We start from the raw sequence: 13,418 nt of genomic DNA, 5'->3' as shown, positions 1-13,418 counted from the left end.
TTTAACTTATGACAAGTTCACTGATTTTATTTCCTATGGAAAGGCAAGATGTAGCCGCCGGAGAGGGAGCATTTCTAACGTGGATAATATTTCCGTTTTTCACGATGTCAAAATCATCAATTAATCCTCCATTTCTGTCGCAAGCCTGGGCTCTTACCCCTGAACCTCCCGGCACAAGGTCATTTTCCTGTATTTCCGGTAAAAGTTTTTGAAGTGCTTTTGTAAACGCAGATTTGGAAAGTGAACGATGCATTTCTCCCATTCCTGTTTTTCCGTATTTCGCTACAATTTTTCTAAATCCCGGCCACAGCATCGTCTGCATAGCTTCATTGAAATTGAAATCGAAAAAATGGTATCCTTCTTTTTTAAAAGCCAGCACTGCATTAGGACCAGCTTCAATATTACCATCAATCATTCTGGTAAAGTGAACTCCAAGAAACGGAAAACTAGGGTCAGGTACAGGGTAAATAAGGTGTTTTACCAAATACTTTTTTTCATCCTTAATTTTATAATATTCTCCTCTGAAAGGAATAATGACCACATCATTTTTTTCATTGGTCATTTTGGTTATCTTATCAGAATATAATCCTGCACAGGAAATAAGTTTTTTAGTCTTAAATTCGGAAATATTAGTGCTGACAATAATTTCAGATCCTTTATCAGTAATGTTTTTTACTTCATGTTTGAATCTTACTTCACCACCTGCTTCTTCAAAAAGTTCTTTTATTTTTTTCGCTATTCCCGGGTAGTCGATAATTCCGGTTTGTGGAACTTTAATTGCTTTTACGCCTTCACAGTGGGGTTCAATTTCACGGAATTCTTCTCTGGAAAGATATTTTAAATCCTGAAGTCCGTTTTCAACTCCTCTTTTATAGATATTATCTAGAAGAGGTAATTCTTCCTGTGAAGTAGCTACAATGATCTTCCCGCAAAGGTCATATCGTATGCCATGTTTCTCAGCAAAGTTGATGACTGAGTTATACCCTTCAATACAGTTTTTAGCTTTAAGGCTTCCCGGTTTATAATAAATCCCGCTATGGATTACTCCACTGTTATGTCCCGATTGGTGCAATGCCACATCGTTTTCTTTTTCCAAAATCAGAATCTTAGAATCAGGATTTTTCAATTTAGTCTGATAGGCTGTAGCCAATCCTACCAGACCCGCACCAATGATTATGATATCATAGTTCATTATCTATTATAATCTTGCATCAACCAGATTTCTGTCCAAACATGCTTTGGTATCGAAAACCACAGCATTTTCTTTTTTAAGCTGATCCAGATCCATTTCCAGAAACTCGTTGTGAGATACCGCAATGATTAAAGAATCATATTTTTTGCCTTCCTGAAGAGTTTCGAGAATATCAATTCCATATTCATGCTTTACTTCTTCTTTGCTTGCCCATGGATCATATATTTCTACATTTATACCATAATCAGCAAGCTCCCGGTAGATATCCACTACTTTGGTATTTCTGACATCCGGACAGTTTTCTTTGAATGTAACTCCTAAAATCAGGGCATTTGAATTTTTAATCACTCCTCCTTTTGCAATAAGAAGTTTCACTACTTTAGCCGCAACAAACTTTGCAATGGAATCGTTTACACGTCTTCCAGATAAGATAACATCTGGATGATATCCCAGCTGTTCAGCTTTGTGTGCCAGGTAATAAGGATCTACGGAGATACAATGTCCACCTACCAATCCTGGTTTATATTTAAGGAAGTTATATTTTGTTCCAGCAGCTTCTAATACATCATTGGTATCGATACCTACTCTGTCAAAAATTAATGCTAATTCGTTAACAAAAGAAATGTTTACATCTCTTTGTGCATTTTCAATAGCTTTTGAAGCTTCTGCAACTTTAATGCTGGGTGCTTTGTGAGTTCCAGCTGTGATGATTTTTTTATATAAATTATCTACTTCTTCAGCAATCTTTTCGGTAGAACCTGAGGTTACTTTTTTAACACTGGTAAGAGTATTCACTTTATCTCCAGGATTAATTCTTTCCGGAGAATATCCTACAAAAAAGTCTTCGTTAAAAGTAAGTCCTGAATATTTTTCAAGAACCGGTACGCATTCTTCTTCTGTACATCCTGGAAAAACCGTAGATTCATAAATAACAATATCTCCTTTTTTAATGATTTCTCCTAACATCTTTGAGGCTGAAATCAGTGGATTAAGATCAGGAGCATTATATTTATCAATAGGGGTAGGAACTGTTACAATGAAAACATTAGCTTCCGCAATATCAGATAACAGGCTTGTTGCTTTATAGCCTAAAGAACCATTTGATTCGTTATATTTTTTCAGTCCGTTATTTAATTTATCAACATCAGCTTCAAGCGTTATATCCTTTCCGTTATTAAGCTGTTCAACACGCTGTGTATTGATATCAAATCCAAAAACAGGATAGTGATCTGCAAATTCAAGAGAAAGAGGAAGACCCACATAGCCCTGGCCTATAACCGCTATTTTATATGTTGTTGTCATTAACTAAGTTTATTTTTTATTTTTTGAAACCAAGATTGTTCTGTATGCTGGTTATAACCATAACCATATTTGTTACTATATCCTAAATTTTCCCTGCTCACATCGTTAAGCACAAATCCTACATTTGTAATTTTTTTCTGATCAATATTACGGTTGGCAAATTCCAACAATGCTTTTTCTGTGTATTTAGATCTGGAAACGTAAATAGTTACATCAGAAAGTTCAGCAATAAGGAAAGTGTCGGTTACAAGAAGCAATGGTGCTGTATCCAGAATAATATATTCATATTTTTCTTTCAATTCTGCAAGAAGGATCTCATAACGCCCGTTAGATAGCAATTCTGTTGGGTTTGGAGGAATCATTCCTGAATAGATAACATCCAGGTAAGGATTAAAAGATGATACATGAATAATATCTTCAAGCTTAGTCTCATCATTGTAAAGATACTCCGTAAGCCCGGCAAGTCCTTTTCTGGCAGGATTATATCGCTGAAGCTGAGGGTTTCTGATATCAGACCCGATGATAATTGCTTTTTTCTTTGGATTCGCTAATGTCAAAGCTAAGTTGACAGATGTAAATGTTTTTCCTTCTCCTTTTACCGTTGAAGTAACAAATACTACTTTTCCTTTTTTCTCTTTTGAAAGCATGAAATTCATATTGGTAATAAGAATTCTGAATGCTTCCGCCATAGGAGTAATATCATTCATTTTAACAATCTCAGAATCTCCTTTTTCAAGACTTGGAAGTTCACCAATAATAGGTGCATGTACTAGCTTTTCAAGGTCATGTTTTGTAACAATCTTATTGTTGAAAATAGTAGATAGGTAGATAATCAAAAATGGAATTAAAAGTCCCAAAAACAATGTTGAAATAAGGACAATCTTTTTATTAGGTGCAATAGGATTTGATAATGCATATGCTTTATCTATTATTCTCGCTTTAGGAGCTGTAATAGATTCGGCAATTGCTGTTTCTTCTCTTTTTTGAAGTAACAACAAGTATAAATTTTCCTTGATCTGCTGCTGTCTTTCAATACTTCTGAACATTTTCTCAATAGAAGGAAGTTTAGATATTTTATCTGAAACTTTATTCTGCTCACCAAGATATTCATTTCGTGCCAGCTCAAGACCTACTCTGTTTCTTTGCAAACTCTGCTCAATAGACTGACGCATTGTATTGATCTGTTTGGTAATATCTACCACTGTCGGGTTTTCTACAGTTGCAGACTCTAAAAATCTGTTTCTCTGAAGAACAAGCTGATTATAAGTAGAAATTCCTGCAATGGCTTCAGGATTTTTTAGTCCTACATTGGATGGTAAAGCCTGATACTGACCCTGTCTACTTACAAAACTGATCAAAGCATTAGTAAGTTCCAGCTGTGCATCTACATCAAGCTGTTTTGCCCTTGCAGCGGCAGAACTTTCCAGACTAATTTTTGCCTCTGTTTCAAGATCTGTAAGGTTATTTTTAGATTTAAATATTTCTTTTTGACTTTCTACATCTCCAAGTTCTCCTGTAAGCCTTTTAATTCTGTCTTCGATAAAGTCAAGTGTCTTCTTAGATTCCGAATTCTTATCTAAAATAGCGTCATTGTTATATGCTACAACCAAAGCATTAAGTACATCTTGCGCTTTTGTAATCTGAGGATAGTTCATATCCAGTTTTAATACAGTAGCATCTTTATTAATTAAGCTTACTGCCAGCGTGTTTTGCAGCATGTCTACTTTACCATCTACTGTTGCAATGTAAAGTTCAAGATCATTCAGATTTACTTCTTTTAAAGCAGTCGGATTATACTTAACATTTTTAGTGATGATAATATTAGCAAAAGGAAGTCCTATTGTCTTACCATAACCGGTAACAATTTCTTTTTGAGGCTTGTCTGTACTTACAATAAGTTTCTCCCCTTCTATTTTAAGCAGAACAGGAGTGAAAATCCCACCCGGCTTCTCATTAATTACCCTTACTTCAATGGGTGAAGTATCCTTATAAAGTTCAATTTTTCTGAGTTTAGACTTTGCAAAAATATCGGTCTGAAGGTTTTTATTAATGACTACTTCTTTCATTAATCTTTTTGACTTCAGCATCTCAATTTCATTAGCAATACTGTTTGTTTTCAGACCTCCTAAATTCGAAAAGTCAGGTAAAACGCCTAAATCATTGTTTATGGGAGACGATGAGTTTTTGGCATCTTTTACAAGTACTGTTGTCTGTACATTGTAAACAGGAGTCATAAACTTCAATGCAACATAGCCTATTACCAAAGCGATAAAGGCACTTAGAGCAAACCATGGCCATTTTCTTAAATAGGGTTTTACTATTTCATTAATATCAATATTCCTTGAACTATTTTCTACTTCTAAAGGTGTTGAAGACTGTTGGGTGTTCATTAATTCTGTTATTTCTTAAATAAACTTATTACTACTGCTATTGCTGTGATAGCTATAGAAGCTGCCGTAAGGTAAAGAGTTGTATTTGGATTTTGTTTTGCTAAAACATCTTTGGTATTGCTTGAGGAAACAATAATGGCATCCCCTTGCTTAAGATTATAATATGGAGAATTAATTAAATTAGCATCCTGAATATTGATACGGCCATGAGAAACGACACCATTTTCTGTTCTTATAACCAATATGTCCTCTCTTTTCCCGTATTGTGTCAGATCACCAGCCATACCTAATGCGTTTAAAACAGTTGCCTGTCCGTTGGCTATAGTATAGTCTCCCTGCCTGTTGACTTCTCCAAGTACTGTAACTTTAAAATTCGAGAGTCGGATATTAATTGTCGGATTAATAACGTATCTGGTCATTTTTTCTCTAAGTTCATCTTTAAAAGCAGTCAAACTTTTGTCTGAAGTATTCAGTTTACCTAATATAGGAAAATCAATATCTCCATTTGCATCTACGATATAAGTGGGTCCTGAAAGTACTGTTGATCCCTGATTAGGAGTATTTCCGCCGGCCATAGCATTTGTCTGGATAAGTTCTGAGGAAGAATAATTCTGATTAAAAGGCTTTACAACATCCATATCTTTGGCAGTAATCAGAATAACCAACTGATCTCCAACCTGAATTGTGTTTGTTGAATTTTTAGCAGAGGCATTAATTGCAACCTGTTCGATATTCTGCATATAATTTAAATCATTCTTAGCATTAGGATTTACTTTACAGGAAATCACTAATGAAGATGCCAAAACTACTGCTAATATTTTTCCTTTCATTATCTTGTTAAATTATGCAAATATACATTTATATTTTATCTATTTATCGAGGGCCTCATAGATTGAATTATTGCTTCGGAATTCCGGCACTATTGTTTTAAGAATCCTTACAACTTCCACTTTATCTCTTCGCAGGGAAGCCTTGGTAATTTCTTTAGTAAGCCTGTCTATATCTTCAAATCCCATTGAAGGATCTTTAGAAATCATAATTTTATCATTATGAGTAGGAAGTGTTTTTGCATCATCACTCAAGAGTTCTTCATACAGCTTTTCTCCCGGTCTCAATCCAGTGTAGATGATCTTAATATCTATATTAGGTTCGAATCCTGATAATTTTATCATTCTTTTGGCAAGATCAATAATTTTAACGGGTTCCCCCATATCAAAAACAAAAATTTCACCTCCCTCTCCCATTGTTCCCGCCTGAAGTACCAGTTCACATGCCTCAGGAATCGTCATGAAATATCTTACAATCTCCGGATGGGTAATGGTTACCGGCCCTCCAGCTTCAATCTGCTTTTTAAAATGAGGAATTACAGAACCGTTGGATCCTAACACATTTCCGAATCTTGTTGTAATAAATTTGGTAACGTTTCCTTCTACATTCTGAAGTGATTGCACAAAAAGTTCTGCAGCACGTTTGGAAGCTCCCATTACGTTAGTTGGATTTACAGCTTTATCTGTAGATACCATTACGAACCTGTTTACTTTATACTTGCTGGATAGTTTTGCAACAATCTTAGAGCCTAATATATTAACAAAAATAGCTTCATGAGGGTTTTCCTCCACTAAAGGTACATGCTTGTAAGCAGCTGCATGGTATACCATTGAGAAATTATACGTCTGGAACAGAGATTCCATTCTGTGATGATTGGAAACATCTCCTAAAACAAATTTGAAAGCGATATGAGGAAATTTCTCTCTCATTTCAAGTTCAATTTCATAAAGCGGAGTTTCTGCCTGATCTAAAACGACAATCAATGAAGGATTGAAAAGAGCAACCTGTCTTACAATTTCACTTCCTATGGATCCTGCTCCACCGGTTACCAATACTGTTTTATCAGAATGTCTGCTTTTGACTTTTTCGTTCTGAATTTTGATAGGCTTTCTATTTAACAAATCCTCAATTTGAAGATTTCTGATAGATCCACCCAGATCACTGTCTCTAAGCTTTTGTACAGATGGTGCTTTAAAGACGTTAAGATCTTTCTCTAAAAACAGATTCACCCATGAATTCATCTCATCTCTGGCCATCATTTCTTTAACAACAAGAACGCCGTCAATGATAAGATCTTCTTTGGTGTTTTCTTCTATTTTTTCCTTTTCATAAATAGGCTTTCCCAGCAGGGACGCCCTTTTGGAGTCTGTTCTTTGTGTCAAAAAGCCTACTACCTGATAGGGAAGACTTGGATTATCAAGAATAGCACGTGCAATGGCAATAGATTGTTCATCAATTCCCAATACGAGAATTCTTTTTTTCAGTGCACTTCTTCTGTATTCCCTTACAATATGGAAAAATTCTTTCACATAAAGTCTGAAAAGAAATAGTCCCATAAATGAAATTACAAAATAAAGCATCAGATAAGGAGTAAGGATAAACTTACTTCCTGTGATCCAGAAATAGCAGATATTTATTGTTCCGATAGCCAGCATTGTGCAAAAACAGGAAATCAGAAGCTTAAATAAGTCTATAAATGTGGAATGGCGGATAATCCCGGCATAGGTCTTGAAGGCATACATAAAAGCAGCATTTACAAGAATAATAAAAGCAAAAATCAGACTTTTATCATCATGATATATAAATTCCTGCTTGGTAATTTTTGCGATAATGTAAGTAGAAAGAAATAAAGATATTACAAGAATAATAATGTCTATTACAAGAATTATCCATCTAGGAAGATATCTTACGTCTGAGAGATTGACAACATTATCCCCTCCAAATATTGTTTTTCTAAGAGAATTGTACATTGTCTGTATTGGTGTTCATATTTAATTAAGGTATAATATCTAATTATCCAGTCAAAGATAATTTTGACACAATCATACAAAAATAAATAAATTTATTTCAATATGCTGAAATCAAAAATAAATTTGATGTTATATTTATAAAATCTAACAATTTCATTGTGGTACAGCTAAAGCCACCGACAAAAATCATACCATAAGAATACTTATAAAAATGACATTTATTTGTGAATATTCTTTATTTCAGCTGTTTTTAAAAAAATTATTTATTAAATCTTTATGTATCAATCTTTTTCAATGAACTGATTATTTTTTTACGAAAAGTCATAAGTCAAGTTTTTTTTAAAATTCGTTAATATTCAGTCAAAAATATCAATTATTTTTTCATATTCAAAACCTTTACTCATTAAATGTTTTATTGTTTTGGTTTTTTTTTGATATTCTTTCAAGCCCGTTTGTCTGGAATAGTAATCTTCAAAAATCTTTCTGATCGTCTTCTCATAGTCTGAATCATCAATCTCATCAAAACATGAGTTGATTAACCTTTCAGAAATCTGTTTCTGCTTCAGATTCATTTTAATTTTGGTCTTTCCCCAGTGCTTGATATAAAACTTACCTCTGATATAGCTTCGGGTAAATCTTTCTTCGTTCAGATAATTTTCTTTCAGGAGAAATAAAATAATATCTTCTTTCGCTTCCTCAATAAGGAGAAACTCTCTCATCTTCTGCTCCACTTCCGCATGACAACGATCCTGGTAAACACAGTAATTCACCAGTTTCTGTTTAATTTCGTCAAAAGTATAGGATTTCTTTTCCATTTGAATAAAAAAAGAATGAGCAGACTGCTCATTCTTTATATGATATTGGAATGCCTGTTAGTAATTAAACAGAGCTTTACCTTCCATTAATTCGTTTACCTTTTTTCTTACAGATCCAAGAACCTCTTCATTTTTGATATTGTCTACTACATCAGAAATCAATCCGGCGATAGTATCCATATCATTTTCTTTTAATCCTCTTGTTGTAATGGCTGCAGTTCCCAACCTGATACCCGATGTTGTAAATGGAGATTTATCATCAAAAGGAACCATATTTTTGTTACAAGTAATATCAGCAAGTACTAATGCTTTTTCAGTTTCCTTACCGTTTACTCCTTTGTTTCTAAGGTCTACCAGCATCAAGTGATTGTCTGTACCTCCACTAACGATATCAAATCCTCTGTCGATCATCGCTTTTGATAATGCCTGAGCGTTAGATTTAACCTGTTTTGCATATGTTTCGAACTGTACATCCAAGGCTTCACCGAAAGCTACCGCTTTACCAGCAATCACATGCTCAAGCGGTCCTCCCTGAATACCTGGGAATACAGCACCATCCAATACCTGGCTCATCATTTTAATTTCTCCTTTTGGAGTTTTGTGGCCGTATGTATTTTCGAAATCTCTACCCATCATGATCATTCCTCCTCGTGGCCCTCTAAGTGTTTTGTGAGTAGTGGTAGTTACTACATGACAGTGTTCGAATGGTGAGTTTAATAATCCTTTTGCTACTAATCCAGCCGGGTGAGCGATATCTGCCCAAAGAGTTGCTCCAACTTCATCTGCTACCTCTCTGAATTTTGCATAATCCAAATCTCTTGAGTATGCTGAGAAACCAGCGATAAGCATTTTTGGTTTTTCTCTTAGTGCAACTTCTCTCATTTGGTCATAATCAATAAGACCTGTTTCCTGCTGAACTCCGTAAGAAACTACGTTATACTGAATACCAGAAAAATTCACTGCAGAACCGTGAGTAAGGTGTCCTCCCATTGAAAGGTCCATCCCCATGATTTTATCACCTGGTTTCAAAACGGCAAGATAAATGGCAGCATTCGCCTGAGAACCGGAATGTGGCTGAACATTCACATAGTCTACTCCGAAAAGCTCTTTAGCTCTGTTAATTGCTAAAGTTTCAACCTCATCTACTACTTCACATCCTCCGTAATATCTTTTTCCGGGATATCCTTCAGCATATTTATTTGTCAGTACACTTCCCATTGCTTTCATCACGTTTTCAGAAACAAAGTTTTCTGATGCGATAAGCTCTAATCCATGAGTTTGTCTTTGTCTTTCCTTTTCAATCAGGTCGAAAATAATATCCATTTTACTTTTAGTTTTTGAAATTTTCACCCCAAATGTACGGAATTTTCGTTGAGATTTCTCTATTGAAAAAATGATTTTTAAACACTAAAAAATAAAAAAATACCTCCTTTTATATTAAAACCGTATAAACTTTTACATTGATTATTTTAACCATAAAAGACCCAAAAGTTTAAATACTTAAATTTTATAGGTCCAAAATTTATGCATAAATACACCTTAGTTTCATAAAAATCTTCGATTTTCATCTTATGTGAACTTTTCTGCGGACTCATTTTAAACTTACTTAAATGAACTAAATTGTTTTAAAATGAAAACTTTTGTGACTTTTGCGGTTTTTTTTTAAGTTTAAATAAGAAAGCTATTAAAATTCTTCATCCGAAAGCTCTTTATTTACGACAGCACCAGCAAAACTTCCCTGTGCAACTGCATTGGCTACGGAACGCATCATGGTCACATTATCTCCACAGGCAAAAACTCCTGGAACATTTGTTTTCTGCATCATATCTACTTTAATAAATCCCTGTTCTGTCAGTTCACATCCCAGATCCTCGGATACATTGATATTTTGTTCAAAAGGAATTTTGGCATATAAAGCCTGTAAGGGAACTTCTTTTCCATTTTTGAAAATAATTTTCTGAATGGATCCGTTTTCATGTTTTATTTCTCCAATTTCCTCCTCGTTCAGAATGATTTTATTCTGCTTCAGTTTTTCAATCTGTTCATCAGTAAGAACAGCTTTTCCATTGGTGAATAAGGTGAGGTTTTTAGTCAGATTAAAAATCAGTTTTGAAAATTCGTAGGCCATGTCTCCATTGGAAAGAATTCCGGTTACTTCATTTTTCACTTCATAGCCGTGGCAGTAAGGGCAATGTATAACAGAGATTCCCCAGCATTCTGCAAATCCGGGAATATCCGGCATAAGATCTTTTACTCCTGATGCCAGTATCATTTTTTTAGCCTGAAATTTTTCACCGGCTGAAGTTTCAATTTCAAAACCTTCAGTTGTTTTTACTGTTTTCACCACTGTTCCATTGTAAAACCGGACCGTACTGTATTTTTCTACATCTTCTTTTGCCAGCTTTGCAATTTCTGCTGGTGTTTTGCCATCGTGAGTCACAAAATTATGAGAATGAGGAGTCTGCCTGTTACAAGGTTTTCCGTTATCAATAATGAGAACATTTCTTAAAGATCTTCCTAATGACATTCCTGCTGATAATCCTGAATAGCTCCCTCCTATTATGATGGCATCAAAGTTTTTGTTTTCCATAGTTCAGTTGATAGTTGATAGTTGATAGTTGATAGTTGATAGTTGATAGTTGATAGTTGATAGTGCAAAGTTAACATAAAATCAACTAATGCAATAATGTTGCAATAATATTTATCTATTAACTTTATCCTGTCTACAAATCATCATTTTTTATTCTTATCGAAAACTACTTCCACTCATTTTTGACTTCATCAATTTCGTCCTGAATTCTTTTATTGACATCTATTTTAGCTCCCTGCAAACTGAAAATTGCGGTACCTCTTTCTCTTGCATATGGATTGGCAATGGAATCTTTTAATCGGGCAACTTCAAAGAAAGAACCGGATTCATTCAGTTCTTTTCCTGCTTCGGAAGCATCTTTTACCCTTATAACATTTTTATATTTTTTACTCAGATCTATCCAATTGATATAGTCTGCATGAAATGACATTGCTTTTACGCCAATTTTTGAATAATAATTAATAGCTCCTGTCTGTCCGTAATTATCACACAATACCATGGTATTTCCGGACTTTGACAATTTAGAATATTCTTTATCCACTTTTTGAGCCAGTTCTTTCCAGCCCTGCATATCGGCAAAATCCTGTGGTAAAGGATGATCTTTTCCATCTTCCCAGCGAAGCAATCCTAATTTCCTGTACTGTTCCTGATGGGATTCAATATATTCGGGACTTTTATTCGGAAAGGCGACATGATATAAAGGGAGAAATAATAGTATGGGAATGAGAATACTGACAGGTTTCAAGAATCTCTTCCAGCCATTTTCAAATAAATTTCCAAGAAAAACAGCTCCAAAAGCAATATATACCGGATAAAGTCCTATTGCATAATAATCTTTTGCTTTAAAAAACAAAAACAGGGTGATCGTGATGATATAGCTCCAGAAGAAAAATCTGAATTTCTCAAAAGGTTTATACAACAACAATGCTCCCCATCCTGCAATAATTACAAAGGCAACTCCAATGAAAAATAATACCTGAGATTTCATAAAATCCATCCTATTTACATGGACAAGCTGTTTTTCTGAAAGTTCTTTCATATGATGAATAACCGGAAACTGGTTCTGATACTGCCAGAGAAGATTAGGAAAAATGATGATTAACGCTAAAAGCGATGCCCAATACACATGGGGCTGCATAAAAATCTTTCTCTGCTCTGTTAATAATAATGCAGGAACAAGTCCCAACAATGAAAAAGCAATATTGTATTTGTTTAATATTCCAATTACGAAAATAACGGCTCCAATGTAAATCCATTTTACTTTTTGGGAATCAAAATATTTAATCAAACTATAATAAAGAAACAGCCACAGAAAAATTTCTAAAGACGTTGGCTGAAAGAGCATATTTACCCTGAGAAGTACTGAGAATAGAATCCCTGAAGCGGCAAGTATTTTAGCAAACAGGCTTCCATTAAGTTCTTCAACGATCTTCCATGTCAGCACAATGGTTAAAGCTCCGAATAAAGCGGGAAAAAATTTAACCCAAAATATAGAATTCCCAAGCATTTTAATGATCCAGGCCAGCCAGGAATTAACCGGAGGAACTGAGAGATATCCCCATGCAAGATGGTTCGCCTGATCAAGATGCAGGTATTCATCTCTGTGCAGCTCATACTCAGGGCTTATCAGTGAGTATTGGAGCGCAAACTTGGCAATGATAAAAAGAATCAGAATCCAGTAGTCTTTTTTCATGGAGGTATCGTTTGGAGTTTAAAAGTAAGACAGTTTAAATCTCTTTTTTGTTACACTTACATTATTTCAAAGCTATTATTAATAATTTCAGTTTTAATCTTCTGAATATTGCCAGACCAATACTTAATTTCTTCAATCTTCTCAGGACATTCTTCCAGAGGAATTTTCTGACAGGCTACTAAATATTCCTGATATGTTTTCAAAATAGTATTCAGGTAGGTTTCGTAGTCTTTAGGATTTTTAGGAATATAGCCTATTCCATCACAGCCACAGCTATGAAAGCATTTTCCAGTTTTAAAAAGACTTTCTATGATTTTCCATTCTTTGACCGCTGTTTTTTTAGGAGCCTTGAAATCTTTTCCAAGATCAGCCATCACACTGGTGCACTCAGGACATTTTATCGTTCTGTTTTCAATCTCTGAAACAATTTTCTGAAACTCTTTTGTTTCTGCTTTTGTAAAAACGTATCCTATTTTACGAATTGATTTCCCATCGGGTTCATGATATATTTTCTCTTTTTCAATCCGGCGTAAGATATCAGCACTATCAGGCTGTTTAAATGATTTCCGGCATTTAAAACATACATAGTGTGATTTATAAGTTTTCGCAGCGTATCTGCACATTTTTATGGGTTTATC

General features: G+C 34.6%; 10 protein-coding genes. All 10 read right to left on the bottom strand.

Features of this window, described 5'->3' with window-relative positions:
- Position 1: 1 nt before the first annotated feature.
- The gene (lhgO, locus tag JOE44_RS22300; RefSeq protein WP_209787689.1) at positions 2-1,192 is read right to left on the bottom strand and encodes an L-2-hydroxyglutarate oxidase; all 1,191 of its coding nucleotides are present in this window, start codon (positions 1,190-1,192) and stop codon (positions 2-4) included.
- A 6-nt stretch (positions 1,193-1,198) separates the two neighbouring features.
- Positions 1,199-2,494 (bottom strand): nucleotide sugar dehydrogenase, encoded by a 1,296-nt coding sequence (locus tag JOE44_RS22295; protein ID WP_209787686.1) that lies wholly within the window; start codon positions 2,492-2,494, stop codon positions 1,199-1,201.
- Positions 2,494-4,884 (bottom strand): tyrosine-protein kinase, encoded by a 2,391-nt coding sequence (locus tag JOE44_RS22290; RefSeq protein ID WP_209787683.1) that lies wholly within the window; start codon positions 4,882-4,884, stop codon positions 2,494-2,496. Before JOE44_RS22290 ends, JOE44_RS22295 begins: the two co-directional genes overlap by 1 nt.
- A gap of 8 nt (positions 4,885-4,892) precedes the next feature.
- Entirely contained in the window at positions 4,893-5,714 is an 822-nt protein-coding gene (locus JOE44_RS22285; protein WP_209787680.1) for a polysaccharide biosynthesis/export family protein, read from the bottom strand.
- Between the two features lie 39 nt (positions 5,715-5,753).
- The gene (locus JOE44_RS22280; RefSeq protein ID WP_209787677.1) at positions 5,754-7,682 is read right to left on the bottom strand and encodes a nucleoside-diphosphate sugar epimerase/dehydratase; all 1,929 of its coding nucleotides are present in this window, start codon (positions 7,680-7,682) and stop codon (positions 5,754-5,756) included.
- Positions 7,683-8,038: 356 nt separating this feature from the next.
- Entirely contained in the window at positions 8,039-8,497 is a 459-nt protein-coding gene (locus JOE44_RS22275) for a regulatory protein RecX (protein ID WP_209787675.1), read from the bottom strand.
- Positions 8,498-8,554: 57 nt separating this feature from the next.
- Positions 8,555-9,820 carry a serine hydroxymethyltransferase gene (gene glyA / locus JOE44_RS22270; protein WP_209787673.1) on the bottom strand — a complete coding sequence of 422 codons (1,266 nt, stop codon included), beginning with the start codon at positions 9,818-9,820 and terminating at the stop codon, positions 8,555-8,557.
- A 361-nt stretch (positions 9,821-10,181) separates the two neighbouring features.
- Positions 10,182-11,087 carry an NAD(P)/FAD-dependent oxidoreductase gene (locus tag JOE44_RS22265; RefSeq protein ID WP_209787671.1) on the bottom strand — a complete coding sequence of 302 codons (906 nt, stop codon included), beginning with the start codon at positions 11,085-11,087 and terminating at the stop codon, positions 10,182-10,184.
- 166 nt (positions 11,088-11,253) lie between these two features.
- On the bottom strand, positions 11,254-12,780 hold the full coding sequence (locus tag JOE44_RS22260) for a glycosyltransferase family 39 protein (RefSeq protein WP_209787669.1): 1,527 nt from the start codon (positions 12,778-12,780) through the stop codon (positions 11,254-11,256).
- Positions 12,781-12,836: 56 nt separating this feature from the next.
- Positions 12,837-13,403: a hypothetical protein gene (locus JOE44_RS22255; RefSeq protein WP_209787667.1), complete on the bottom strand. Its 567-nt coding sequence runs from the start codon at positions 13,401-13,403 to the stop codon at positions 12,837-12,839.
- Positions 13,404-13,418 lie beyond the last annotated feature (15 nt).

Source organism: Chryseobacterium sp. PvR013 (genome assembly GCF_017833095.1).
GTDB lineage: Bacteria > Bacteroidota > Bacteroidia > Flavobacteriales > Weeksellaceae > Chryseobacterium > Chryseobacterium culicis_A.
Note: the sequence above shows the minus strand (reverse complement) of the source record. Positions and strands in the feature narration are given on the sequence as shown.

Excerpts from the sequence above, each read along its gene's own strand:
- JOE44_RS22255 (WP_209787667.1), bottom strand. The coding sequence starts at position 13,403 with ATGTGCAGATACGCTGCGAAAACTTATAAATCACACTATGTATGTTTT.
- JOE44_RS22265 (WP_209787671.1), bottom strand. The coding sequence starts at position 11,087 with ATGGAAAACAAAAACTTTGATGCCATCATAATAGGAGGGAGCTATTCA.
- JOE44_RS22290 (WP_209787683.1), bottom strand. The coding sequence starts at position 4,884 with ATGAACACCCAACAGTCTTCAACACCTTTAGAAGTAGAAAATAGTTCA.
- glyA (WP_209787673.1), bottom strand. The coding sequence starts at position 9,820 with ATGGATATTATTTTCGACCTGATTGAAAAGGAAAGACAAAGACAAACT.
- lhgO (WP_209787689.1), bottom strand. The coding sequence starts at position 1,192 with ATGAACTATGATATCATAATCATTGGTGCGGGTCTGGTAGGATTGGCT.
- JOE44_RS22295 (WP_209787686.1), bottom strand. The coding sequence starts at position 2,494 with ATGACAACAACATATAAAATAGCGGTTATAGGCCAGGGCTATGTGGGT.
- JOE44_RS22275 (WP_209787675.1), bottom strand. The coding sequence starts at position 8,497 with ATGGAAAAGAAATCCTATACTTTTGACGAAATTAAACAGAAACTGGTG.
- JOE44_RS22260 (WP_209787669.1), bottom strand. The coding sequence starts at position 12,780 with ATGAAAAAAGACTACTGGATTCTGATTCTTTTTATCATTGCCAAGTTT.
- JOE44_RS22280 (WP_209787677.1), bottom strand. The coding sequence starts at position 7,682 with ATGTACAATTCTCTTAGAAAAACAATATTTGGAGGGGATAATGTTGTC.
- JOE44_RS22285 (WP_209787680.1), bottom strand. The coding sequence starts at position 5,714 with ATGAAAGGAAAAATATTAGCAGTAGTTTTGGCATCTTCATTAGTGATT.